This is a genomic window from Baekduia sp. (assembly GCF_035685985.1).
Taxonomy (GTDB): Bacteria; Actinomycetota; Thermoleophilia; order Solirubrobacterales; family Solirubrobacteraceae; genus Baekduia.
The window spans coordinates 62,779-84,497 of the sequence record NZ_DASRZV010000028.1 but is presented as its reverse complement, the minus strand read 5'-3'; the positions used below and the strand labels follow the sequence as shown (position 1 = coordinate 84,497).

Genomic DNA, 21,719 nt, shown 5'->3' with positions numbered 1-21,719 from the left:
CGGCGGGCCTCAGTCTTCGATCAGGAAGTCGAAGACGGCGTAGGAGAGAAGCCCGAAGATCAGATCATAGAGCGCGAGGATCGCCAGCCAGCGTCCGGGTAACGCCTGCGCGCCCGCCACGGCGAAGGTCGGCGCGAGGAGCTTGGCGGTCCCGATGACGACCGGCAGCAGCAGCGGGAGCGCGATCAGCGGGACGATCAGGTCGCGCGCGCGGGTCTGGATCGCCAGCGCGCCGACCAGCGTGCCGACGATCGCCAGCGCGAGGTCGGCGAGCAGCAGCGTCAGGGCCGTCTGGCCGAGCGCCGGGCCGTTGGCGAGGTTCGGGTCCAGCAGCATCAGGTCGAACGCGGGGACCGCGACGACCTCCAGCACCACCAGGAAGCCGAACAGCGCGATCGCCTTGGCGACCAGCAGCGCGGTGCGGTCCACGGGCGCCAGCAGGAAGCCGTCGAAGCCGTCCTCCTCGTGGTCGGCGACGAACAGGCGGTTGATCCCGAGGATCGCGCTGAACAGCAGCGTCACGGTCAGCACGCCCGCGGCCAGCGGGCCCTCGACGGTGTTCTGCTGGAGGCTGAAGTGGAAGACGATCAGCGTCGAGATCGAGAACAGCGCCATCGCGGGGATGACCTGGAACGTGCGCAGCTCCAGGCGCAGCTCCTTGCGCAGCAGGGCCGAGACGGCGGGCCACATCAGCGGTACAGCTCCCCGATCATGGCCGCCGTGACCGCGGTGGTCGGCGCCAGCAGCTCGGCCTTCCCGCCGCGCAGGCCGAGCGCGAGGTCGGCGTCCTTCAGCCCGCCGACCGGATCGTGGCTGGTGATCACGCGCGTGCGCCCGGAGGCGGCGCCGATCAGCGGCTCGACGACCTCGACGGCGTGCGGGTCGAGGTTCGCGGTCGGCTCGTCGAGCAGCAGCAGCTCGGGGTCGTGCAGGACCGCGCGCGCGACCGCGGCGCGCTGGACCATCCCGCGCGAGTAGGTGTGCACGGGGTCGTCGGCGCGGCTCCTGAGGCCGACCTGGTCCAGGACGTCCTCGACGCGGTCGCGCTCGACGCCGTGCAGGCGCGCGTGGAAGCGCAGGTTCTCGCGCGCGGTGAGGTCGCGGTAGAGCAGCGAGGCGTGCCCGAGGAAGCCGACGCGGCCGCGCACCGCCCAGCCCTCGTCGGGCAGCGCCTTGCCGAGGACCTTCGCGCGGCCGCCGTGGGGGCGCAGCAGCGTGGCCAGGACGCGCAGCAGCGTGGTCTTGCCGGCGCCGTTGGGGCCGAAGACGACGAGCGACGCGCCGGGGTCGAGCGCGAACGAGACGCCGGAGAGCGCCTCGCGCTCGCCGTGGCGCCGCGTCAGGCCGTCGAGCTCAATGGCTGGGTCCGTCACCCTGCTGGCGCTGCAACGTACGCACGGCGTGCGCGAGCACCGGTGCCACGACCGGGAAGAGCTGCGCGACGGCCTTCGGACTGCCCGGGAAGTTGATGATGATCGTGCGGTGCGCGATGCCGCTGACCGCGCGCGAGAGCATGCCGTGCGGCGTGTGCTTCAGCGACTCGGCGCGCATCGCCTCGGCGATCCCGGGCGCGTCGCGCTCGACCACCGCGCGCGTGGCCTCGGGCGTGATGTCGTCGGGCGTGAAGCCCGTGCCGCCGGTGGTCAGGATCAGCGCGAAGTCGTCGTCGACGTAGTGGTGCAGCCGGTCCTCGACGAGGCCGTAGTCGTCGGGGACGACCTCCATCGCCTCGACGTCCGCGCCCGCCTCCTCGGCGAGATGGGCGAGCAGCGGGCCCGACTCGTCCTCGCTGAGACGGCGTGAGACGGAGGTCGAGACGGTCAATACGCAGGTGCGCATGCGCGTTCGAGCTTAGGGGTCAGCGCCGCCAGGCGCCGCCGCGGCCGCCGGTCTTCTCGAGCAGGACGACCTCCTCGATGGCGACGCCGCGCTCGACGCCCTTGACCATGTCGTAGACCGTGAGCGCCGCGACCGACGCCGCGGTCATCGCCTCCATCTCGACGCCCGTGCGCGCGGTGACGCTCGCGGTGGCGGTCAGCGTGACGATCCCGCGGTCTTCGTCGATGGCCGCCTCGACGTCGACGTGATCGAGGCCGATCGGATGGCACAGCGGGATCAGGTCGCCGGTCTTCTTGGCCGCCATCACGCCCGCCAGCCGCGCCGTGCCCAGCACGTCGCCCTTCGGCGCGTCGCCGGCCCGCACGACCTTCGCCGTCTCCGGGCTCATCCGCACGACCGCCCGCGCGACCGCCCGCCGCTCGGTGACCGGCTTGCCGCCGACGTCGACCATCCGCGCATCGCCCTGCTCGTCGAGGTGCGTGAGGCGGTCGGTCATCACCGTGGACACTAGACGCCCTTCGCGCCGTCCACGCGGCGCCAGGTCGCACCGCGGCCCCGGCCGACGGTCAGCACGCCCTCGTCCCTCAGCGCGTCCGCGGCGTCGCGGATCGTCGCGTCGGAGATGTCGGGCAGGGCATCGAAGATCTGCGCCAGCCGGAACGCGTGCGGCGCCTGGGACAGGATGTGGTCGCGCGCCTGCTCGTGCTTCGTCGTGCCGATCAGCTCCGTGCCGGCCGCGACCTTCCGCTCGAAGTCGTCGTAGGCGTCGGCGATCACCGTGAGCAGGTACCGGATCCACGGCCACACGTCGTGCGTGCCGTCGTGCCACGCGCGCCGGCTGGTGCGGAGCGCCAGGTAGTAGGTGTTCTTGGTCTCGAAGATCCGCTGCTCCAGGCTCACGTGGCGGGCGACGCCCCAACCGCCGCGCAGCAGCTCGTTGGTCGTCAGGAGCCGCGCGATCCGGCCGTTGCCGTCCCGGAACGGGTGGATCGCGAGGAAGTCGAGCACGAGGGTGGCCACTGGCGGCGCGCTACGAGCAGGCGCTGACCGACGCACGGCTGCCCCGTCTGCTCGTCTCGCGATACGCCCCGGAACCGTCCGGATCGCGCAGGATCTTCAGCGCGCGCTCGTCGTCGACGAAGACGTTCTCGATCGCGCTGGAGGCCGTGATCGAGTCGACCCGCGTCTTCGCGGCCAGGCGCGCGAGCACCTGCGGCGATTGCGTCCGGTAGAGGCCCTCACGACCCCGCCCGTGCTCGATCCGCGCCAGGAGCGTGACCACGTCGAGCGGCGGCGTTCCGAGCGCCGCGGAAATGTCGTGGCGCGTGGAGGGCGCTACGCCGTCGCCGGCGCGAACTGGTCCTTGGCGCGGGCGATGATGTCGAGCAGCTGCGCCTCGTCGCCGTCGCGGATCAGCTGGATCGGGTCCGGCGAGCCGTTGACGATCGACTCGAAGAACTCCTTGCGGTCCTGGTAGGTGGGCAGCGTGCCCTTGGCCCAGCCGCGGACGTCGTTGAGCATGATCGCCAGGCGGGCGTAGTCCTCGCCGAACTGCGCGGAGATCTCGCGCTTCATGCGCTTGGCCAGCGCGGGCGAGGCGCCGGCGGTGGAGATCGCGATGGCCAGCGGGCCGGTGCGGACGATCGCCGGGAGGATGAAGTTGCACAGCGGCGGCACGTCGACGATGTTCACCAACATCGCGCGGCGCTCGGCGTCGTCGTAGATCCGGATGTTGGTGTCGGTGCTGTCGGTGCACGCGATCACCATGAAGACGCCCTCGAGGTCCTCGGCGCCGGCGTACTCGCGCCGCTCCCAGCGGATCGAGCCCTCGCGCGCCAGCTCCTCCAGCTCGGGCCCGACGTCGGGCGAGATGACCGTGACGTCGCCGTCGCAGGCCAGCAGGCCCTCGGTCTTCTCCAGCCCCAGCTCGCCGCCCCCGATCACCAGGCACCTGCGCCCGCGCAGCTTCAGGCAGGCGATGTAGAAGGGCGTGTCCAGCATGTCCCGCACGCAGGTCTGGTCGCAGACCCCGCGCTTGAACTGGCAGACGCACTCCTTCCCTTCATAAGCGGCAGCAGGCATCCCACACAGCGTAGACGCCCGTACCGTGTCGTAGGGCACATGCCGCAAGCGATGTACTTCACCGACGACGCGCTGCTGCGGCGCGTCCACCGCGAGAAGGTGGTCGCGCTGAGCGGCCCGCGCGCGCTGTTGATGATGGCCGCGCACCCGGTGGCGTTCGAGGGCTTCTTCATGGCCACCGGCGCGCTGGACGACCCCTACACGCGCCTGCGCCGGACCGCGGAGGTGATGGACGCGATCGCCTGGCGGACCAAGGACGAGGCCGACCGCGCCACCCGGCGCGTGCGCACGATGCACGCCCGCGCCCGCGGCGTCCTGCCCCGCGACGCCGGGCGCTTCGCCGCCGGGACGCCATGGGCGGCCGACGACCCGGAGCTGCTGCTGTGGATCGTCGCCTGCCTGGTCGACAGCGCGCTGCTGGTCTACGAGCGCTACGTCACGTCGCTGAGCGCGCGTGAGCGCGACGCCTACTGGGCCGACTACCGCGTGGTCGGCCGCCTGTTCGGCCTGCGCGACGCCGACATGCCCGCGTCGCACGCGGAGTTCCAGACCTACATGAAGGACATGCTGCGCTCCGGCGACCTGCACGTCACGCCGACCGCGCGGGCGGTCGGCATCGACGTCGTCCTGCGCCCGCCGGTGCCGCTGAGGGCCCGCCCGCTGGTCGAGCTGGCGAACTTCATCACGGTGGGCCTGCTCCCGCGCGGGATCCGTCGCGGCTACGGCTTCTCGTGGGACCCGGCCCGCGCGCTGGCCGTCCGCGGCGGCGCGGAGTACGCCAAGCGCGTGCTCGTCCCGCTGCTGCCCGGGTCGTTGCGCTACGTGCCCGGCGTCGCCGCGGCCTGAGCGCCCGGCGCCCATTGCATCAGCAGCAGCGCGCGCGTCCCGGCGCGGGCCTCGTAGAGGTGCGGGTCGTCGGCGGCGAACGTCGCGTAGTCGCCGCCGGCCAGGCCGACCTCGCGCCCGACCGGCCCGACCTTCAGCCCGCCGCGCGTGACGAAGACGTGCTCGCGCGTGCCCGGCCCGTGGCCGCCGGCGTTGCGCGTCGAGCGCTTCGGCCAGACCGCCTCGTAGACCTCGACCGTCCCGCCCGGCGTGAAGCGCGCGACCAGGCGCAGGTCGTTCGCCGTCCCCGGGATGTCGGTGCCCTCGTCGGCGCGCACCACGGTGACCGGCTCGGGGTCGGCGGAGGTGATGAGGTCGCCCATCGGGACCTGGAGCGCGGCGGCCAGCGCGCTGAGCGTCTCCAGCGTCGGGTTCCCGCGCCCGCCCTCCAGCGCGCTGAGCGTGGCCTTGGCGACCCCGGACGCGCGCGCCAGATCCGACAGGGACAGGGTGCGCTCGGCGCGCAGGCGCTTGAGGTTGTCGCCCACGACCTTGACGATTTCGTTCGGCATAGCGAACATGCATGCTAATGGAGCGAACGACGTACGCGGAGGGCGCCCGGCGCGCCTGGCCGCTGGCGGTGGCCGTCGGCGGCTTCGGGCTGACCTACGGCGTGCTCGCGCGCCAGGCCGGGTTCTCGTCGGCCTCGGTCGTCGTCTTCTCGATCCTGACCTTCGCCGGGTCGGCGCAGCTCGCGGCGGTCTCGATCGTCGCCGACGGCGGGACCGCGGTGGCCGCGATCGCCGCCGCGCTGCTGCTCAACGCGCGCTACCTGCCGATCGGCCTGTCGGTCGCGCCCTACCTGCCGGGCCGCGCCGCCGCCCGCGCCGCGCAGGGGCAGGTCGCGGTCGACGAGGCGTGGGCGGTCAGCCACCGCGGCGGCGGGCGCTACGACCCGCGGCTGCTGGTCGGCGCGGGCCTGACGATCTACGCGGCGTGGGTGGTCTGCTCGGTCGCGGGCGTCGCGGCCGGATCGGCGCTCGGCGACCCCGAGACGTTCGGGCTGGACGCCGCGTTCCCGGCGCTGTTCCTCGCGCTCCTGGCCGGCCAGATCCGGGACCGGCGGCTGCTGGTGGCCGCGATCGCCGGTGGCGCGATCGCGCTGGCGATGGTCCCGCTCGTGCCCCCGGGCGTCCCGATCGTCGCGGCCTCGGCCGTCTGCCTGGCGGGGCTGCGCACGCGATGACGACGACCTGGGTCGTCGTGCTCGGCGCCTCGGCCGGGACGCTGGTCATCAAGGGCCTGGCGCCCGCGCTGCTCGGCGGCCGCGCGCTGCCGGCGCGCGTGGCGGGCGCGATGGCGCTGCTGGCCCCGGCGGTGCTGGCGGCGCTGATCGTCACCAACACGTTCGCGACCGGCCGCCACGTCGTGCTCGATCCCCGCGCCGCCGGCCTCGGCGCGGCGCTGGTCGCGATCCTGCTGCGCGCGCCCGTGCTCGTGGTGATCGTCGTCGCGGCCGGCACCGCGGCGCTCCTGCGCGCCCTGACCTGACCGCTCGCGCTGCGCTTTCGCGGCCCAAAGCGATGCACTTTGTGACCTAACGCTCGCCCTGTGCGCCGTACAGCCCTAGGTTGCGCCTCGTCCACGGAGCGAGCGGCGGGAGGCGCCGAGATTCCCGGACCTTCGGCTCCGGCGCGGTGGTGTCAGCGTCGCAGCGAGCGAAGCGTGCGTGCCGCGACCGTGAGCGCGGGCCGGGCACCGTCCCTCAGCCCGCGCTCCCGGTCCGCGTCGCGGGTCGAGCGCAGCCGCGCGATCGCCCGGCCCGTGCGCGCCAGCGCGCGGTCGTAGGGGAACCACCAGAACGCCTCGCCGACGCGCGGGTCCCAGGTGACGACCTTCGGCTCGGCGCAGGTGCGCAGCGCGACCGCGCCGCGGGCCCGGCCGATGCCCGACCCGCGCACGCCGCCCCACGGCAGCTGCGGCGCCGAGCGCGCCACGTGGTGGTCGTTCATCCACACCATGCCGACGCGCAGCTCGCGGGCGATGCGCGCGCCCTTGTAGCGATCGGCCGTCCAGACCGACGCGCCGAGCCCGAGCGGCGAGGCGTTGGCGCCGGCGATCGCGGCGGCCTCGTCGGGCACGACCGTGACCGCGACGACCGGGCCGGGGACCTCCTCGCGGGCGATCCGCGCGTCGGCGGGCACGCCGGTCAGCACGGTCGGCGCGCAGAACGCGCCCGCCAGGCCGGCGACCTCGACCGGCCCGCCGCAGTGGCGCGTCGCGCCCCGCGCGGTCGCGTCCTCCAGCAGCTCGACGACGCGCCCCAGGCGCTCGCCGCCGACCAGCGGGCCGACCTCGGTCGCCGGGTCCGACGGGTCGCCGACGCGCAGCGCGCGGGCCCGCGCGACCACGGCCTCCAACAGCTCGTCGGCCACCGCGGAGACGACGAACACGCGCTCGATCGACCCGCCGGACTGGCCCGCGTTGGCGAACGCGCCCCACGCGATCCCCGCCGCGGCGCGCGGCACGTCGGCGTCGGCGCAGACGATCGCGGCGTCCGCGCCGCCGAGGTCGGCGACCACGCGCTTGACGCCGCGCGCGCAGGCCTCCAGGACCTTCGTCCCGGCGAGCGTCGAGCCGGTGAAGCGCACCTGCGCGACCGGCGCCTCGACCAGCGCCGCGCCGGTGGCCCCATGGCCCTGGACGACCTGCAGCAGCCCGGGCGCCAGGCCGGCGCGCGCGAAGACCCGGGCGATCCGCGCGCCGCTGAGCGCGGCGTGCGGCGAGGGCTTGAGCACGACGCCGTTGCCGGCCATCAGCGCGACCGCGACGTCGCCCAGCGGCGTGGCGAACGGCTCGGCGGCCGGGCCCAGGACGGCGACGACGCCGAGCGGCTCGTAGCTCCAGCGCGCCCGGGTCAGCGGCCGCAGCGCGCGCTGCACCGCGACGCGCTCGCCGGACAGGATCCGCGGGCCGTGCTCGGCCAGCCACTGGAGCGTCTCGACGGCGGGCAGCAGCTCGCCCAGCTCGACCTCGACGCGCGGGCGGCCCTGCTCGGCGCCGATCAGCGCGGCCAGCTCGTCGGCCTCGTCGATCACCGCCTGGGCGGCGCGCGCCATGTAGCGCGCGCGGTCGGTCAGCCGCAGCTGCGCCCACAGGCCCTGGACGGCCGCGGCCTCGTCGACCGCCGCGCGCACCTCGTCCGGCCCGGCGACGGGGACCGTGCCCAGCAGGGCGCCGGTCGCCGGGGCGACGCAGCTCAGCGTCGGGTGCGGTTCGTCCTCGGCCACGCCCGCGATCTTCCCACGCCCGGCGGCGCGGCCGGGCGGGCGTGGGTCGCCGTCAGTCCAGCCCGCGCAGCTTGCGCAGCGCCGCCCAGCGCTCGGCGAACGGCGCCTCCTGGCCGTCGGGCGCGTAGAAGCGCACGCCCTCCAGGCCCGGCGGCATCACGCTCTGCGAGGACACGTGGTTGGGCCGGTCGTGCGGGTAGTCGTAGCCCTCGTCGGCCAGCGGACCCGAGCGCAGGTAGCCGGGCGGCGCGGCCGCGCCGTGCTCGCGCACGTAGGCCCGCGCCGCGCCGAGCGCCTTGTAGGCGGCGTTGGACTTCGGCGCCAGCGCCAGGTACACCGCGCACTGCGCCAGCGCGTGGGCGCCCTCGGGCAACCCCACCAACTCGATCGCCGCCGCGGTCGCCGTCGCGACCTGCAGCGCGCGCGGGTCGGCGTTGCCGATGTCCTCGGAGGCCAGGATCACCATGCGCCGGACGATGAAGCGCGGGTCCTCGCCGCCCTCGAGCATCACCGCCAGGTAGTACAGCGACGCGTCGACGTCGGACGCGCGCGTGGACTTGATCCACGAGCTGATGAGGTCGTAGTGCTGGTCGCCGGCGCGGTCGTAGCGGACGGCCTTCTGCTGCAGCGCGCTCTCGGCGCCGGCCAACGCGACGTGACCCGTCCCACCCACCCCCGCGGTCTCGGCCGCCAGCTCCAGCGCGCCGAGCGCGGACCGCGCGTCGCCCCCGGACCGCGTCCCCAGGAACGCGACAGCCTCGTCGTCGATCGTGACGTCGCCCAGCTCGCCGCGGTCGATCGCGCGGCGCAGCAGCGTCTCGACGTGCTCGGCGGTCAGCGCGCGCAGCTCCAGCACCTGCGACCGCGACAGCAACGCGGAGTTGACCGAGAAGTACGGGTTCTCGGTCGTCGCGCCGATCAGCGTCAGCGTCCCGTCCTCGACCGCGGGCAGCAGCGCGTCCTGCTGGGCCTTGTTGAAGCGGTGGATCTCGTCCAGGAACAGGACGGTCGGCCGCCCGCCGCGCCGGCGCTCGCGGGCGCGCGCGATCACCTGCGTGACCTCGGCCTTGCCGACCTGGACCGCGCTCAGCTCCTCGAACGCCGCCTCGGCGCTGGTGGCGACGATCCGCGCCAGCGTCGTCTTCCCGGTCCCGGGCGGGCCGTGCAGGATCATCGAGAACGGGCGCCCGCGCTCGATCGCCACGCGCAGCGACGAACCCTCGCCGAGCACGTGCTCCTGGCCGACCAGCTCGTCGAGCGTGCGCGGCCGCATGCGCGCGGGCAACGGGGCGCCCGGGCCCGCGTCGGACCCGGACGCCCCGCCTGGCTGAGGCTTGGGTTCTTCTCCGCCGAACGAGAACAGCTGGTCCGTCACCGACCGCCAGACTACGCCGGCGGCGCCATCCTCTCGGCCGGAACCGCGGCCGGCGCGCCGAGGATGAGCCCGCCGAGCGTTAGGTTGTGCTCCATGGCCCTCGAGGATCGCGCCGTCGGGCTGCTGCAGCAGCTGATCCGCCACCGGACCGTCAACCCGCCCGGCGACGAGCGCGCGCTGCAGGAGGAGCTGGCCGCGGCGTTCACGACCGCCGGGTTCGAGGTGTCGCTCCTGGGCCGCACGCCCGAGCGCCCGAACCTCGTCGCGCGCCTGCGCGGCGTCCAGGACGGGCCGGTGCTCGGCCTGCTGTCGCACGTCGACACCGTGCTCGCCGACCCGTCGGAGTGGCAGCGCGACCCGTGGAGCGGCGACCTGGTCGACGGCGAGGTCTGGGGCCGCGGCGCGCAGGACATGAAGTCGCAGACCGCGGCCGAGTGCGCGGCCGCGCTCGATCTCGCGGCGTCCGGCTGGCGCCCGGAGCGCGGGGACCTGCTGGTGATCGTCGTCGTCGACGAGGAGACCGGCGGCGCGGACGGAGCGATCTGGCTGACCGAGAACCACCCCGCGCTCGTGCGCTGCGACTACCTGCTCAACGAGGGCGCGGGCACGGTCATCCCGCACGGCAGCGAGCGGCTCTACGGCGTGTGCATCGCCGAGAAGGGCGTCTTCCGCCTCGCGCTGACCACGCACGGCGCGGCCGGCCACGCGTCGATGCCCAACGTCGCCGACAACGCGCTGCCCAAGCTGGCGCCGTTGTTGGAGGCCTTGGCCACGCGCCGCCCGTCGCCGGACCTCACCGAGGCGCCGCGGACGTTGTTGTCCGCCTTGGGCTTCGAGGACGTCGAGGCCCTGCGCGCCGCCAACCCGGCGCTGGCCGCGTTCTTCGAGCCGATGGCGTCGGTGACGTTCGCGCCGACGATCATCAGCGCGGGGGAGAAGATCAACGTGATCCCGTCGCGCGCCGAGCTGAAGGTCGACTGCCGCGTCCCGCCCGGCCACGGCCGCGAGACCGCGGAGCAGCGGTTGTTGGAGGTGTTGGGCGACGCCGGCCGCGGCCAGGCCTACGACGTGGCGTGGCTGGAGGAGGTCGTGGGCAACGGGTCGCCGGCCGCCTCGCCGCTGATGGACGCGATCGCGAGGTTCGTCGAGGCCGAGGATCCGGGCGCGCGCGTGGTCCCGATGATGCTGCCCGCCTACACCGACTCGCGCGCGTTCCGCGACGCGTTCCCCGAGTGCGTGGCCTACGGCTTCTTCCCGCAGCGCGAGATGACGCTGGGCGAGATGTGGCCGCTGGTCCACGGCAAGGACGAGCGGATCGCGGCGGCCGACGTCGGCTTCGCGGCACGCGCCTACCGGTCGATCGCGCTGGAGCTGCTGGGGTCCGGGGACGTTTGACCGCTGACGCGGCGCGACGGGCGGTGCGGCGCGCCGTCATGATGCGCCGCCTCATGCGCGTACGAACCGTCCCGTCGTCCGTCCTGCTCGCCTGCGCGATCGCCGCCGCCGCCGTGCCCGCCTCCGCCGGCGCCAAGAGCGTCCACCTCACCGGCACCGCCTACGAGTTCAACAACACCTCGGTCCGCCTGGCGGGCGCGCAGGTGCGCGTCGCCGAGGACCCGACGCTCGGCGCGACCGCGCGCCAGGACGGGTCCTACGACCTGAAGGTGCCCGACCGCCGCAAGATCACCCCCTACATCATCGCCGCCGGCCACCACACGATCTACCTGCAGACGTTCACGACCGACGGGCAGGACCTCGCCCACGTGAACTTCCAGGTGCCGTCGGACGCCATCTACGGCGCGCTGGCCGCCCTGCTGCAGGTGCCGGTCGACGCGTCGGGCAACCCGGCGCAGTGCGCGATCGTCTCGACGTTCAGCACCCGCAACGTGCGCACGCTGGCCTTCGACGACTTCACCGCCTACGGCGCGCACGGCGTCGCCGGCGCCACCGCGACGGCCTCGCCCGCGCTGCCCGCGCCGGTGTACTTCAACAAGGACGTCATCCCCGACCGCTCGCAGCCCAGGTCCTCCAAGGACGGCGGCGTGATCTGGCCGGTCGTGCCGACCGGCACCTACACGATCACCGCCCACCACGCCTCGACCCGCTTCGCGTCCTTCGTCGCCACCTGCGCCCCCGGCCGCATCGTCAACGCCAACCCGCCGTGGGGCCTGCACGAGCTGGGCAGGGCCAACCCCACCACGTTGACCGTCCGCGCCGGCGTCCTGCACGCGCGCGGCCTGCCGAAGGGCTCGACGATCGCGCTCGGCTCGCGCACGCTGCTGAAGTCCTCGACGACGTCCGCCAAGACCATCCGGCTGCGCACGACCGCGCGCACCTTCACGATCACCGCGACCGCGCCCACCTACGACGGCGTCGCGCTGCGCGTCGCCAACGGCCGCTCCACCCGCCTCTGCGTCCCGCTGGGCGAGACCAAGCCGCGGAAGTCCTGCCGCTAGTCAGGCGGCGCTCGCGTCGGGCGCGTCCGCCGCGGACGCGCCCAGCCCGCTGAGCACGCAGTCGCAGAGCGAGTGCCAGCCCGCGACGATCTCGTCGAGGGCCATCCCGCGCACGTCGCGCTGGTAGAGGAACGGCTCGGCCGCGAGCGGGGCCAGCAGCGCGTCCACCATGTAGGGGTTGATCGCGTCCGTGCCGCAGGCCTCGCGCAGCAGCAGCGAGACGTGGGTCTGGTAGAAGGCGTAGACCGGGTGGGCGTAGCGCTTGCCGCCGCCCAGCAGCTCGCCGGCCTTGACGTAGATCGCGTGGCCGTCGAGGAAGCGCAGCAGGTGCTCGCCGAAGGCGTGCAGGCGCTCGCCGGCGGGCGCGCCGGGGCCCAGCGGCGGCAGGCCGCGGATCAGGTTGTCCTGGAACTCCTGCTCGGGCTCGGAGATCAGCGCGCGCAGCAGCGCGGCGCGGTCGCCGAAGCGGCGGTACAGCGTGCCCTTGCCGACGCCCGCCGCGTGGGCGACGTCGTCCATCGACATGCAGTCGATGCCCTTCTCGTCGATCAGCCGCGCGGCCGCGCACAGGATCCGCTCGCGGTTGCGGCGGGCGTCGGCGCGCTCGCGCTCGGCCGGCGCGTGGCCGTCCGGGGCCGACATCGGAAGCTCGAACTGGGGAACCACATGGAGCACGTTAAACCGCCTGGGAGTCCCTGGCCCCCACCCGCGCGGACAGGACGCCCAGCAGCTCGTCGAGCGCGGAGCGCAGATCCGGGTCGGACAGGTGGCCGTCGTCGCCGAAGGCTCCCGACGCCTGGCCGACGGGCAGCTCGCCCTCCAGCACGTCGGCGCCGATGATGCCCAGCACCTTGCGGGTCTCGGCCTGCGCCCACACGGCGCCGAACAGGCCCGTCGAGGCGCCGACCACGGCGACCGGCTTGCCCCGCAGCGCGTTCTCGGGGAACGGGCGCGAGGCCCAGTCGAGCGCGTTCTTCAGCGCGCCCGGGATCGACCCGTTGAACTCCGGGGTCGAGATCAGGACGCCGTCGGCCTGCTCGAGCGCCTCGCGCAGGCGCGCGACGCTGTCGGGCTCGGTCTCGGGCGTGTCGAGGTCGGCGTCGTAGGCCGGCAGGTCCCGGAGGCCGTCGTAGACCTCCAGCTCGACCCCGGACGGCAGCGACATCGCCGCCGCCCGGAGCAGGGCCGTGTTGTGGGACCCGCTTCGCAGGCTTCCGGAGAGGCCGAGGATGCGGATCGCAGCCATCGGGCTCGCCTTACGCCTGCTTGACGAACTGGAGGTCGACCGAGATGGTCACGTTCCAGTCCAGCGCGTCGTTGCCGTTGGGCAGCTGGTTCTGCCAGTTGATGCCGAACTCGCGGCGGTCGACCGTCGTCGAGACCTGGAACGCGGCGCGGTCGTTGCCGAACGCGTCGGCGCCGACGCCGACGTCGCCCGTGGCGGTGACCGTCTTGGTGACGCCGCGGATCGTCAGGTCGCCGGTGACCTCGCCCGCGCCGTCCTCGCCGACCGTGACGGAGGTCGACTTGAACGTGATCGTCGGGGCGTTCTCGGCGTCGAAGAAGTCGGCGGTGAGGAGGTGGCCCTTGAAGTTGGGCTCGTCCACGGCGATCGAGGAGACGTCGGCGGAGCCGGTCAGGACGCCGTCGGCAAGAGCCGCGTCGTACTTCTCGAACGTCGAGCGGTACTTGGCGATCCCGTTGTACTTGACCGCGAAGCCGATCGTGGAGTGGACGGTGTCGAGGGCGTAGGTGCCCGCGGGGAGGGAGGTGGTGGCGCTCATGGTGTGCGTGGTCTCCTGGGAGTGAGAGGTGGACCGCAGTCCGCTTACGTGGAGAGACTATAGCGGACCGTGGTCCGCTTTTCCACGGCGCGCGCGCAACCGTCAAGGAGCTGACGGTTTCGGCCGATGGAGAGAGGGTGTCCGGCTCTTCGACGTCCCCTGCGTCCACCTCGACGAAGACCACGGCCTCCGGGGTCAAGGCGTCCAAGACGTCCACGACCAAGATCGAGGGCGACACCAACCAGGGCGTCACCACGAAGATCGCCGTGCCCAAGCAGTCGTTCGCCGAGAAGGTCCAGCAGTTCGGCACCGACTGGCAGGGCGTCGCCTCGCTGCTGTTCATCGTCCTGTTCGCCGTCGTCATGTGGCGGATGCTCAAGACGATGCCCAAGACCAAGCCGCAGGAGATCAAGCCCGACGCCAACGTCGAGGTCGGCTGGGACGACATCGCGGGCGTCGACGAGGCCAAGAAGGAGCTGCAGGAGGTCGTCGACTTCCTCAAGGACCCCAAACGCTTCAAGCGGCTCGGCGCGCGCGTGCCCGCGGGCGTGCTGCTGCACGGACCGCCCGGCACCGGCAAGACGCTGCTGGCCAAGGCCGTGGCCAAGGAGTCCGGCGCGACGTTCTACGCGCAGTCGGCGTCGTCGTTCGTCGAGATGTTCGCCGGCCTCGGCGCCGCGCGCATCCGCCGCCTGTTCCGCGAGGCGGCCAAGAACGAGCCGGCGATCATCTTCATCGACGAGCTGGACGCCGTCGGCGCCAAGCGCGGCTCGGACAACAACTCCGAGCGCGAGCAGACGCTCAACCAGCTGCTGGTCGAGATGGACGGCTTCTCGTCCTCGGGCCGGATCGTCGTCATGGCCGCGTCCAACCTGTTGGAGAAGCTCGACCCGGCCCTGCTGCGCCCCGGCCGCTTCGACCGCCAGGTGTTCGTCTCGCCGCCCGACGTCGAGGGCCGCAAGCGCATCCTCGGCGTCCACACCAAGAACAAGCCGCTGCGCCAGGACGTCGACCTGCACGTCGTCGCGCAGCAGACCAGCGGCCTCAGCGGCGCCGAGCTGGCCAACATCTGCAACGAGGCCGCGATCTTCGCCGCGCGCCGCGGCGGCCAGACCGTCGGCCGCGAGGACTTCGACGACGCGCTCGAGCGCGTCGTCGCGGGCGTCCAGACCAACACCACGCTCAACGAGCACGAGCGCCGCGTCGTCGCCTACCACGAGGCCGGCCACGCGCTCACGCGCGAGCTGCTGGCCTCGACCGAGCGCACGCACAAGATCTCGATCGTCCCGCGCGGCTCCGCGCTCGGGTTCGTCATGAACCTGCCCGACGAGGACTCCTACCTGAAGACGCGCGAGGAGCTCGTCGACCAGATGACGGTCCTGCTCGGCGGCCGCGTCGCCGAGGCGATCGTCTTCGGCGCGGTGACCACCGGCGCCGCCAACGACCTGCACCGCGTCGCGGAGATCACGCACGCGATGGTCCACGAGTACGGCATGGGGACCGCGACCGCCTCGGTGCGCGCGGTGACCGACGCCGACATCGTCTCCGACCTCACCCGCCGCATCCGCGACGAGGAGCAGCAGGAGCTGGCCTTCGAGGCCCAGAAGGCGGCCTACGACCTGATCACGCGGTACCGCGACAAGCTCGAGGAGATCGCCCAGGCGCTCCTGGCCAAGGAGACGCTGGAGCGCGCCGAGATCGACACGATCATGGCCGGCACGCCGCCGGTGGTCCGCCGGCGCCCGCCCTACGCGGTGCCGGACGCCCCCCAGGGGCCCGACGCCCCGGGCCCGCTCCCGGCGACGGGGCCGGCCGGGGCCGAATCGCCCGAGCGCCCGCGCATCGCCGCGGTCACGCCGCTGCCCCAGCCCGGGACCGCCGGGCCCGGCGACGACAGCGCCGCGTAGCGCGTCGAGTCACTAAGGTCGCGCGCCATGTTCGCGCGCATCGACCACGTCGGCGTCGCGGTCGAGGACCTCGACGCCGCCATCGCCCTGTACGAGAAGACCTACGCGATGGAGCTCGTCCACCGCGAGACCGTCACCGAGCAGGGCGTCGAGGCCGTCCTGCTGGACGTCGGCGAGAACCACGTCGAGCTGCTGGCGCCGTTGGGCCCCGACACGCCGGTGGGCAAGTTCCTGGCCAAGAAGGGCCCGGGCCTGCACCACGTCGCCTACCAGGTGACCGACATCGACGCGACGCTGGCGACGCTCAAGGAGCAGGGCCTGCGGCTGATCGACGCGACGCCGCGGATCGGCATCCGCAACTCGCGCGTGGCGTTCCTGCACCCCGCGGCCAGCGGCGGCGTGCTGACCGAGATCGTCGAGCCGGCCGCCCACTGACGGCCAGTAGGATCGGGCCCATGGCTCAGCGCATCTCCATCGGCTTCCAGGCCAGCCCCCCGCTGGCGACCCGCGTCTCGGACGACGAGCTGGCGAAGCTCCAGAACGCGCTGGGCGGCGAGGGCTGGCACGACGTCGAGGCCGAGGACGGCTCGATCCGGCTCAACCTGGAGCACGTCCTGTGGCTCCGGGTCGAGAAGGACGAGCAGCGCGTCGGCTTCGGCATCGGCTCCTGAGCGAGGCGCGCGCGCCAGGCGCGCGCCGGCCCCCGGGCGGCGCGCGCATGTTGATGTCCTTGGCGCACGTGCCGGTGCTGCTCTACCACGGCGTGCGCGACCGGCCGGTACCCGGCCTGGAGCGGTGGACCGTGACGCCCGCGGCGTTCGGCGCGCACGTCGCGGCGATCGCCGCCTCCGGCCGCACGCCGCTGACGATGTCGGCGCTGGCCGCCGCGCTGAAGGGCGCCGCGCCGCTGCCCGAGGCGCCGATGGCGATCACCTTCGACGACGGCTGGGCCGACACGCGCCCCGCGGTCGAGCGGCTGGCCGCGCGCGGGATCGCGTCGACGACCTACGTCCAGACCGGGCGCCTGGGCGAGGACGACCGGCTGGACCGCGCCGGCGTCCGCGCGCTGGACGCGCTCGGCGAGGCGGCCGAGGTCGGCGCGCACAGCGTCGACCACGCGCGCCTGGACGGATTGACGGGCATCCCGCTGGAGCGCGAGGTCGCGGGCTCCAAGGCCTACCTCGAGGAGCTGCTCGGCCACGCCGTCGAGGGCTTCGCCTACCCCTACGGCGCCCACGACGCGCGCAGCCGCGCCGCGGTCGTCGCCGCCGGCTTCGAGCACGCGGCGGCCGCCAAGGGCGCGCTCTCGCACGCCGGCGACGACCCCTACGCGATCGCGCGCTGGACGGTGACCGCCGACACGACGGCCGACCAGCTGGCGCTCGTGCTCGACGGCGACGAGGTCCCGGTCGTGCGCGCGAGCGAGAAGCCACCCACGCTCAGGGACCGCGTGGGTGGTCTAGTCCATCGGTCAGGGTTCGGACGTCTCACCCGCTGGGGCAGCCAAATCCCCCGAGCGGGCAAATGAAGCTGAGCTAGCGTGTCCCACATCAGGAGGTCCGTGCGGGGACTTCCACGACGAGGAAAGGGCCACGGGATGGCCGAACCCGACTGGGTGTTCGTCGAGCGCGTCCAAGGACGAATGCGGCGCGTGACCCTGCTCGACGACAACTTCGAGGTCATCGCGACCCACGACCGCGGCATCGCCGCCGCGGACGCCGAGTCCGACGAGTGCGAGCTGCTGCGCGCCGTCGAGCTCGGGGAGACGCTGCGCCGGTCGGCCTGACCGCGCCGCGGGCGGGCGACGACTACCGTTGCCCGTCCAATGGACGCCGGATCGCTCCTGTCTGCCGACCTCGCGCTGTTCCGCGCCGCGCGCACGCGCGGCCACGGCCCGTCGGCCGAGCGGGCCGTCCGGGCCTTCTCCCGGACCGGTGAGCACGCCGCCCTGTGGCTGGCGATCGGCGGGCTCGGCATCGCCGTCGACCGCCCGCGGCGCGACCGCTGGAAGCGCGGCGTGCGCGCGGTGGCCGGGGCCTACGTGCTCAACACGGCGATCAAGCAGGTCGTGCGGCGGCGCCGCCCGGCGCTCGACGACCTCCCGCCGCTGATGGCGACGCCGACGCAGCTGAGCTTCCCGTCGGCGCACGCGTCGTCGTCGTTCGCGGGCGCCCGGGCCTACGCGCCGCTGCTGGCCGGAGGCCACGGCGGCAGGGTCCTGTACCCGCTGGCTCTGGCGATGGCGGGCTCGCGCGTGTATCTCGGCGTCCACTACCCCTCTGACATCCTCGCCGGGGCGCTCCTCGGCACGTTCGTAGGAGACCGCGCGCGATGAAGGTCGGCATCGTCGGCATGCCCAACGCCGGCAAGTCCTCGCTGTTCAACGCCCTGACCAAGGCCGGGGCGGAGGCGGCGAACTACCCGTTCACCACGATCGAGCCCAACGTGGCGATCGTGCCCGTCCACGACGACCGCATGGTCAAGCTCTCCGAGCTGCTCCAGTCCAAGGAGGTCGTCTGGGACACGATCGCCTTCCACGACATCGCGGGCCTCGTCCGCGGCGCGTCGGAGGGCGAGGGCCTGGGCAACAAGTTCCTGGCCAACATCCGCGAGACCGACGCGATCGTCCACGTCGTCCGCGCCCACCACGACGAGGGCATCCTGCACTCCGAGGGCTCGGTCGACCCGGCGCGCGACGTCGAGACGATCGAGACCGAGCTGATCTACGCCGACCTCGAGCAGGCCGAGCGCCGCCACGAGCGCGTCCTGAAGGGCGCGCGCGGCGGCGACAAGGAGCTGACCGCCGAGCAGCGGTGGCTGGAGGCGATCATCGCCGAGCTGCAGGCGGGCAAGTCCGTCCGCGCCGCGGTCGTCGAGCATCCGGTGCCCGACCTCGCGCCCAACGCGCTGCGCGACCTCGCGCCGCTGACGATCAAGCCCGTGCTGTTCGTCGCCAACGTCGACGAGGGCTCGGACGAGGTCCCGCCGGAGATCCAGGCCCACGCCGACGCGATCGGCGCCAAGGCCGTCGCCGTCTCCTCGCGGCTGGAGGCCGAGCTGTCGGAGATGGACGAGGAGGAGGCCGCCGAGATGCGCGCCGACCTCGGCGTCAGCGAGTCCGGCCTGGACCGCGTCTCGCGCGGCGCGTTCGAGCTGCTGGACCAGATCACGTTCTTCACCGCCGGCGAGGGCACGATCGCCCAGACCTGGCACATGAAGGACGGGCTGAGCGCCTGGCACGCCGCGGGCGCGATCCACACCGACATCCAGAAGGGCTTCGTGCGCGCCGAGGTCATCGGCTGGGACGCGCTGCTGGACGCCGGCGGCTTCGCGGGCGCGCGCGAGCGCGGGACGCTGCGGCTGGAGGGCCGCGACTACGTGATGCGCGACGGCGACGTCATCAACGTCAAGTTCACGCCCTAGATGATTGACTAGGCTGAAGGGCGATGGAACTTCCGCGACAGGTCGACAAGCCCTGGGGTCATGAGCTCTGGTACGCGCTCACGGATCGCTACGCCGGCAAGGTCCTCCACGTGGAGGCGGGCCATCGGCTGTCGCTGCAGTACCACGAGGTCAAGGACGAGACCAACTACCTGCTGTCGGGCCGGCTGAAGCTCACCAAGGGCACCGGCGAGGACGACCTCACCGAGATCGTCATCGAGCCGGGGCACACCTGGCGCAACCGTCCCGGCGAGATCCACACGATCGAGGCGATCGAGACGGCCGACGTGCTCGAGGTCTCCACGCCCGAGCTGGACGACGTCGTGCGCCTGTCCGACCACTACGGGCGCCAGGGCACGACCGCGCATTAGCCCTGGCGCGCGGCGGCCCGCGGGGGTACCGTGAACCCGTGGGCCTGCTCCTCTACCTGATCCTGCTGTTCTGCTCGGGCCTGATCGTCGGCGGCCTGGGCCGCCTGGCGCTGCCCGGTCCCGATCCGATGTCGATCTGGGCGACGGTCGGCATCGGCATCCTGTCGTCGCTGATCGCCGGCCTGCTGGCCTACGCGCTGCTCGGCAACCCGGACGCCGGCGGCTTCGTCGGAAGCGTCCTGGTCGCGACGCTCATCGTGTACCTGATCCGACGGTCGCGAGGTCAGACGCTGTGGTCGACCCGTCGCGATCCGCGGCAGACGCGCTTCTGAGCGCGATCGCCGCGGCGCGGAACCCGGCGCGGCGGCGGGCGCGGGTGTCGCGGTCGTCGGCCAGGATCGCGGAGCGCCAGCCGAGGAACGCCCAGAGGTCGACGGCCAGCAGCGCCAGCGTGGCGAGCAGGATCGCCGCGGCGACGGCCAGCCCGACGCGGCCGCGGTGGCCGTCGGGCACGCGCGTGTCCAGCGCGTAGGCGACGTCGGCGTCCGAGCGCACCAGCGGCGTGTCGGCGATGTCGCGCTTGAGCACGTCGTAGGCGGGCTTGCGGCGCCCGTCGTAGGTGATCAGGCCCTTGTGGTGGATCGCGTCGCGGTCGGCGCCCGGGATGTCGGCGCCGCCGTCCCAGGCGGGCTTGACCGCGAACTCCTGCAGCGTCCAGTAGATCGCGCCGCTGAGCGTCGGCGCCGCGCGGACGGCGCCGAGCACGTCGCGCGTGTAGACCTCCTGGAAGGCGTAGGTCTGCTTGTCGGTCGCCGGGCCGGTCAGCGTGGCCTCGGCGCCGAACTCGGTCAGCACGAGGCCCGAGTTGGGGTACATGGCCCGCATGCGGTCGAGGTACGGGCCGAGCGCGCGGAGGTCGCCGGTCGCGTGGCCGGGCTTGCCCGGGTACCAGCCGAAGTAGGAGTTGACGCCCAGCAGCTGGAAGGCCGCGTAGGCGTTCTGGCGCGGGTAGCCGGGGTAGCTGAGCGTGTCGACCGCGGTCGGCAGCGTCGGGTCCAGGTCGAGCGTCAGCGCGCGGGCATCGCGCAGGAACGCGGCCGTGCCGGGCACCTGGTCGGGGACGACCGACAGCTCGTTGGCGACGCTGTGGGTCAGCGCGGACGGGTGGTTGCGCGTCTGCAGGACCGCGGCGCGGACGGTGGCCAGCGCGGCGTCGCGCTGGGCCTCGGTGCGCAGCAGCTTGTCGCGGTGGTAGATCGGGGCCTGGGTCCAGACCATGATCCCGGCCTCGTCGAGCTTGTCCTGCAGGCGCTGGTCCAGCGCGTAGTGGGCGCGGGTGACGTTGGCGCCGATGGCCTTGAGCTGGGCGACGATGTTGTGCACGTCGGCGTCGGTGAGCGCCGGGCCGTGGCCGTCGACGTCCTCCTGGATCGACGCGCCGCGCAGCTCGATCGGCTTGCCGTTGAGCCGCAGCAGGCCGTCCTCGACGGTCACCGTGCGCAGCCCGATCCGGGCGCCGTCGTGCTGCCACGTGGTCCCGTCGGCGGACGTGTCCAGCGCCGCGCCGTAGAGCGCCGGGTGGCCCGGGCCCCAGAGCTGGGCGCGGCCGCTCACCGGCACGCTGAAGCGCACCCGCGCGCGCTCGCCGGGCGCCAGCGGGCGCGACATCGCGCTCCCGCTGCCCGCGGCGTCGCCGTCGGGGTTCGTCAGCCGCGCGCTGAGGCGCGGCGCGACCGTCGCGCTCCCGCGGTTCTCGACCGTCGCGTCGACCAGCACGCTCCAGGAGCCGTCGGCGGCCCGGCGCGGCAGGAAGCCCGCGTCGCGCGTGACGACCTGCCCGAGCGGGACGAGCCGCGCCGGGCGCGTGATCCCGCCCCAGTTCCACCAGCCCTCGCGCGGCTCCTTGCCCTTGTGGTTGTCCACGCGGACGGTCAGCTCGTGGGGCGCGCCGTCGGCCAGCTGCGGGAGCGCGACCGTGAACGGCGCGTACGGGTCGGTGTGGCGGACCAGCGGGCGGCCGTCGAGCAGGACGTCGGCCACGCGCCGCACCTGCTCGAAGTGGATGCCCCACGTGTAGCCCGGCGGCGTGCCGTCGGGCTGCCGGAGCGCGATCCGGTACCAGCCGGTCTGCCCGGAGAAGTCCTGGGCCGTGGGCTTGGCGTCGAAGACGTGCGGCAGGTCGACCGCCGACCACGTGCGGTGGTCGGGCGCGTACTGCCAGCCCGCGCTGTCGAGGTCGACGGCGCGCGGCGGCGCGCTCGCGGCGCTCGCCACGGGCGTCGCCGTCGTCGCACCGACAAGCAGCGCGGCAACGGCCACGAAGGCGGCGAGACGTCGCACCAGGCGCGG

28 protein-coding genes are annotated in these 21,719 nt (G+C 73.7%); 14 read left to right on the top strand and 14 right to left on the bottom strand.

The genetic code is table 11. The annotated features are described in order from the left end of the window. Window positions 1-9: 9 nt before the first annotated feature. Genes VFG42_RS18075 through VFG42_RS18045 form a run of 7 tightly spaced genes read right to left on the bottom strand, consistent with a single transcriptional unit; the run spans window position 10 to window position 3,921 of the window. Window positions 10-690 (bottom strand): heme exporter protein CcmB, encoded by a 681-nt coding sequence (locus VFG42_RS18075; RefSeq protein ID WP_324910171.1) that lies wholly within the window; start codon window positions 688-690, stop codon window positions 10-12. Continuing rightward, window positions 690-1,373 carry a heme ABC exporter ATP-binding protein CcmA gene (ccmA, locus tag VFG42_RS18070; RefSeq protein ID WP_324910170.1) on the bottom strand — a complete coding sequence of 228 codons (684 nt, stop codon included), beginning with the start codon at window positions 1,371-1,373 and terminating at the stop codon, window positions 690-692. The genes VFG42_RS18075 and ccmA overlap by 1 nt, the downstream gene beginning before the upstream one ends. After that, complete coding sequence (locus tag VFG42_RS18065; RefSeq protein ID WP_324910169.1) at window positions 1,354-1,839, bottom strand: MogA/MoaB family molybdenum cofactor biosynthesis protein; 486 nt, start codon at window positions 1,837-1,839, stop codon at window positions 1,354-1,356. Before VFG42_RS18065 ends, ccmA begins: the two co-directional genes overlap by 20 nt. 19 nt (window positions 1,840-1,858) lie before the next feature. Beyond that, the gene (gene moaC, locus VFG42_RS18060) at window positions 1,859-2,335 is read right to left on the bottom strand and encodes a cyclic pyranopterin monophosphate synthase MoaC (RefSeq protein WP_324910168.1); all 477 of its coding nucleotides are present in this window, start codon (window positions 2,333-2,335) and stop codon (window positions 1,859-1,861) included. Between the two features lie 11 nt (window positions 2,336-2,346). Next, window positions 2,347-2,859, bottom strand: a complete 513-nt coding sequence (locus VFG42_RS18055) for a Fic family protein (RefSeq protein WP_324910167.1) — start codon at window positions 2,857-2,859, stop codon at window positions 2,347-2,349. Window positions 2,860-2,869: 10 nt separating this feature from the next. Further along, window positions 2,870-3,121 carry a hypothetical protein gene (locus VFG42_RS18050; RefSeq protein WP_324910166.1) on the bottom strand — a complete coding sequence of 84 codons (252 nt, stop codon included), beginning with the start codon at window positions 3,119-3,121 and terminating at the stop codon, window positions 2,870-2,872. Window positions 3,122-3,174: 53 nt separating this feature from the next. Further along, the gene (locus VFG42_RS18045; protein WP_324910165.1) at window positions 3,175-3,921 is read right to left on the bottom strand and encodes a bifunctional precorrin-2 dehydrogenase/sirohydrochlorin ferrochelatase; all 747 of its coding nucleotides are present in this window, start codon (window positions 3,919-3,921) and stop codon (window positions 3,175-3,177) included. Window positions 3,922-3,960: 39 nt separating this feature from the next. On the opposite strand from VFG42_RS18045, the gene VFG42_RS18040 reads away from it, so the two are divergent. Further along, complete coding sequence (locus VFG42_RS18040; RefSeq protein WP_324910164.1) at window positions 3,961-4,767, top strand: oxygenase MpaB family protein; 807 nt, start codon at window positions 3,961-3,963, stop codon at window positions 4,765-4,767. On the opposite strand, the gene VFG42_RS18035 is transcribed toward VFG42_RS18040, so the two are convergent. Further along, the gene (locus VFG42_RS18035) at window positions 4,740-5,318 is read right to left on the bottom strand and encodes a helix-turn-helix domain-containing protein (RefSeq protein ID WP_324910163.1); all 579 of its coding nucleotides are present in this window, start codon (window positions 5,316-5,318) and stop codon (window positions 4,740-4,742) included. The two genes, VFG42_RS18040 and VFG42_RS18035, sit on opposite strands and share 28 nt — an antisense overlap. A 17-nt stretch (window positions 5,319-5,335) precedes the next feature. Between VFG42_RS18035 and VFG42_RS18030 the strand changes: the two genes are divergently transcribed. Together VFG42_RS18030 and VFG42_RS18025 are read left to right on the top strand one after the other, a co-directional pair. Continuing rightward, on the top strand, window positions 5,336-5,992 hold the full coding sequence (locus VFG42_RS18030; RefSeq protein WP_324910162.1) for an AzlC family ABC transporter permease: 657 nt from the start codon (window positions 5,336-5,338) through the stop codon (window positions 5,990-5,992). Further along, on the top strand, window positions 5,989-6,297 hold the full coding sequence (locus VFG42_RS18025; RefSeq protein ID WP_324910161.1) for an AzlD domain-containing protein: 309 nt from the start codon (window positions 5,989-5,991) through the stop codon (window positions 6,295-6,297). The genes VFG42_RS18030 and VFG42_RS18025 overlap by 4 nt, the downstream gene beginning before the upstream one ends. A 152-nt stretch (window positions 6,298-6,449) precedes the next feature. Here VFG42_RS18025 and VFG42_RS18020 read toward each other — a convergent pair whose 3' ends face one another. Both VFG42_RS18020 and VFG42_RS18015 read right to left on the bottom strand, forming a co-directional pair. Further along, window positions 6,450-8,036 (bottom strand): aldehyde dehydrogenase family protein, encoded by a 1,587-nt coding sequence (locus tag VFG42_RS18020; protein ID WP_324910160.1) that lies wholly within the window; start codon window positions 8,034-8,036, stop codon window positions 6,450-6,452. A gap of 52 nt (window positions 8,037-8,088) precedes the next feature. Continuing rightward, on the bottom strand, window positions 8,089-9,309 hold the full coding sequence (locus tag VFG42_RS18015) for a replication-associated recombination protein A (protein WP_324910159.1): 1,221 nt from the start codon (window positions 9,307-9,309) through the stop codon (window positions 8,089-8,091). A gap of 195 nt (window positions 9,310-9,504) precedes the next feature. Between VFG42_RS18015 and VFG42_RS18010 the strand changes: the two genes are divergently transcribed. Beyond that, window positions 9,505-10,806 (top strand): M20/M25/M40 family metallo-hydrolase, encoded by a 1,302-nt coding sequence (locus VFG42_RS18010; RefSeq protein WP_324910158.1) that lies wholly within the window; start codon window positions 9,505-9,507, stop codon window positions 10,804-10,806. 53 nt (window positions 10,807-10,859) lie between these two features. Further along, complete coding sequence (locus tag VFG42_RS18005; RefSeq protein WP_324910157.1) at window positions 10,860-11,867, top strand: hypothetical protein; 1,008 nt, start codon at window positions 10,860-10,862, stop codon at window positions 11,865-11,867. Here the strand turns inward: VFG42_RS18005 and VFG42_RS18000 are convergent, their stop codons facing one another. Genes VFG42_RS18000 through VFG42_RS17990 form a run of 3 tightly spaced genes read right to left on the bottom strand, consistent with a single transcriptional unit; the run spans window position 11,868 to window position 13,651 of the window. Further along, window positions 11,868-12,533: a helix-turn-helix domain-containing protein gene (locus VFG42_RS18000; protein WP_324910156.1), complete on the bottom strand. Its 666-nt coding sequence runs from the start codon at window positions 12,531-12,533 to the stop codon at window positions 11,868-11,870. It lies immediately after the preceding gene. A gap of 10 nt (window positions 12,534-12,543) precedes the next feature. Beyond that, window positions 12,544-13,113, bottom strand: a complete 570-nt coding sequence (locus VFG42_RS17995) for an NAD(P)H-dependent oxidoreductase (RefSeq protein WP_324910155.1) — start codon at window positions 13,111-13,113, stop codon at window positions 12,544-12,546. A 10-nt stretch (window positions 13,114-13,123) separates the two neighbouring features. After that, window positions 13,124-13,651, bottom strand: coding sequence for a YceI family protein (locus VFG42_RS17990; protein WP_324910154.1), 528 nt, complete (start codon window positions 13,649-13,651; stop codon window positions 13,124-13,126). A 137-nt stretch (window positions 13,652-13,788) separates the two neighbouring features. On the opposite strand from VFG42_RS17990, the gene VFG42_RS17985 reads away from it, so the two are divergent. From VFG42_RS17985 to VFG42_RS17945, 9 genes are all read left to right on the top strand, one after another. After that, window positions 13,789-15,558: an ATP-dependent metallopeptidase FtsH/Yme1/Tma family protein gene (locus VFG42_RS17985; protein WP_324910153.1), complete on the top strand. Its 1,770-nt coding sequence runs from the start codon at window positions 13,789-13,791 to the stop codon at window positions 15,556-15,558. A 27-nt stretch (window positions 15,559-15,585) separates the two neighbouring features. Continuing rightward, on the top strand, window positions 15,586-15,993 hold the full coding sequence (gene mce, locus VFG42_RS17980) for a methylmalonyl-CoA epimerase (protein WP_324910152.1): 408 nt from the start codon (window positions 15,586-15,588) through the stop codon (window positions 15,991-15,993). Window positions 15,994-16,013: 20 nt separating this feature from the next. Further along, on the top strand, window positions 16,014-16,229 hold the full coding sequence (locus tag VFG42_RS17975; protein WP_324910151.1) for a hypothetical protein: 216 nt from the start codon (window positions 16,014-16,016) through the stop codon (window positions 16,227-16,229). 47 nt (window positions 16,230-16,276) lie between these two features. Next, window positions 16,277-17,086, top strand: coding sequence for a polysaccharide deacetylase family protein (locus tag VFG42_RS17970; RefSeq protein WP_324910150.1), 810 nt, complete (start codon window positions 16,277-16,279; stop codon window positions 17,084-17,086). Between the two features lie 69 nt (window positions 17,087-17,155). Next, complete coding sequence (locus tag VFG42_RS17965; protein WP_324910149.1) at window positions 17,156-17,344, top strand: hypothetical protein; 189 nt, start codon at window positions 17,156-17,158, stop codon at window positions 17,342-17,344. A 39-nt stretch (window positions 17,345-17,383) separates the two neighbouring features. After that, a complete protein-coding gene (locus tag VFG42_RS17960; RefSeq protein WP_324910148.1) occupies window positions 17,384-17,893 on the top strand; it encodes a phosphatase PAP2 family protein in 510 nt (169 codons plus the stop codon). After that, window positions 17,890-18,981 carry a redox-regulated ATPase YchF gene (ychF, locus tag VFG42_RS17955; RefSeq protein ID WP_324910147.1) on the top strand — a complete coding sequence of 364 codons (1,092 nt, stop codon included), beginning with the start codon at window positions 17,890-17,892 and terminating at the stop codon, window positions 18,979-18,981. Before VFG42_RS17960 ends, ychF begins: the two co-directional genes overlap by 4 nt. Before the next feature lie 23 nt (window positions 18,982-19,004). Next, window positions 19,005-19,370 (top strand): cupin, encoded by a 366-nt coding sequence (locus VFG42_RS17950; protein WP_324910146.1) that lies wholly within the window; start codon window positions 19,005-19,007, stop codon window positions 19,368-19,370. Between the two features lie 38 nt (window positions 19,371-19,408). Next, entirely contained in the window at window positions 19,409-19,702 is a 294-nt protein-coding gene (locus VFG42_RS17945; protein WP_324910145.1) for a hypothetical protein, read from the top strand. On the opposite strand, the gene VFG42_RS17940 is transcribed toward VFG42_RS17945, so the two are convergent. After that, a complete protein-coding gene (locus tag VFG42_RS17940; protein ID WP_324910144.1) occupies window positions 19,623-21,710 on the bottom strand; it encodes a glycoside hydrolase family 2 protein in 2,088 nt (695 codons plus the stop codon). The two genes, VFG42_RS17945 and VFG42_RS17940, sit on opposite strands and share 80 nt — an antisense overlap. Window positions 21,711-21,719 lie beyond the last annotated feature (9 nt).

Excerpts from the sequence above, each read along its gene's own strand:
- VFG42_RS18075 (WP_324910171.1), bottom strand. The coding sequence starts at position 690 with ATGTGGCCCGCCGTCTCGGCCCTGCTGCGCAAGGAGCTGCGCCTGGAG.
- VFG42_RS18065 (WP_324910169.1), bottom strand. The coding sequence starts at position 1,839 with ATGCGCACCTGCGTATTGACCGTCTCGACCTCCGTCTCACGCCGTCTC.
- moaC (WP_324910168.1), bottom strand. The coding sequence starts at position 2,335 with ATGACCGACCGCCTCACGCACCTCGACGAGCAGGGCGATGCGCGGATG.
- VFG42_RS18045 (WP_324910165.1), bottom strand. The coding sequence starts at position 3,921 with ATGCCTGCTGCCGCTTATGAAGGGAAGGAGTGCGTCTGCCAGTTCAAG.
- VFG42_RS18040 (WP_324910164.1), top strand. The coding sequence starts at position 3,961 with ATGCCGCAAGCGATGTACTTCACCGACGACGCGCTGCTGCGGCGCGTC.
- VFG42_RS18035 (WP_324910163.1), bottom strand. The coding sequence starts at position 5,318 with ATGCCGAACGAAATCGTCAAGGTCGTGGGCGACAACCTCAAGCGCCTG.
- VFG42_RS18030 (WP_324910162.1), top strand. The coding sequence starts at position 5,336 with ATGGAGCGAACGACGTACGCGGAGGGCGCCCGGCGCGCCTGGCCGCTG.
- VFG42_RS18025 (WP_324910161.1), top strand. The coding sequence starts at position 5,989 with ATGACGACGACCTGGGTCGTCGTGCTCGGCGCCTCGGCCGGGACGCTG.
- VFG42_RS18015 (WP_324910159.1), bottom strand. The coding sequence starts at position 9,309 with ATGCGGCCGCGCACGCTCGACGAGCTGGTCGGCCAGGAGCACGTGCTC.
- VFG42_RS18010 (WP_324910158.1), top strand. The coding sequence starts at position 9,505 with ATGGCCCTCGAGGATCGCGCCGTCGGGCTGCTGCAGCAGCTGATCCGC.
- VFG42_RS18005 (WP_324910157.1), top strand. The coding sequence starts at position 10,860 with ATGCGCGTACGAACCGTCCCGTCGTCCGTCCTGCTCGCCTGCGCGATC.
- VFG42_RS17995 (WP_324910155.1), bottom strand. The coding sequence starts at position 13,113 with ATGGCTGCGATCCGCATCCTCGGCCTCTCCGGAAGCCTGCGAAGCGGG.
- VFG42_RS17990 (WP_324910154.1), bottom strand. The coding sequence starts at position 13,651 with ATGAGCGCCACCACCTCCCTCCCCGCGGGCACCTACGCCCTCGACACC.
- mce (WP_324910152.1), top strand. The coding sequence starts at position 15,586 with ATGTTCGCGCGCATCGACCACGTCGGCGTCGCGGTCGAGGACCTCGAC.
- VFG42_RS17975 (WP_324910151.1), top strand. The coding sequence starts at position 16,014 with ATGGCTCAGCGCATCTCCATCGGCTTCCAGGCCAGCCCCCCGCTGGCG.
- VFG42_RS17970 (WP_324910150.1), top strand. The coding sequence starts at position 16,277 with ATGTTGATGTCCTTGGCGCACGTGCCGGTGCTGCTCTACCACGGCGTG.
- VFG42_RS17965 (WP_324910149.1), top strand. The coding sequence starts at position 17,156 with ATGGCCGAACCCGACTGGGTGTTCGTCGAGCGCGTCCAAGGACGAATG.
- VFG42_RS17960 (WP_324910148.1), top strand. The coding sequence starts at position 17,384 with ATGGACGCCGGATCGCTCCTGTCTGCCGACCTCGCGCTGTTCCGCGCC.
- ychF (WP_324910147.1), top strand. The coding sequence starts at position 17,890 with ATGAAGGTCGGCATCGTCGGCATGCCCAACGCCGGCAAGTCCTCGCTG.
- VFG42_RS17950 (WP_324910146.1), top strand. The coding sequence starts at position 19,005 with ATGGAACTTCCGCGACAGGTCGACAAGCCCTGGGGTCATGAGCTCTGG.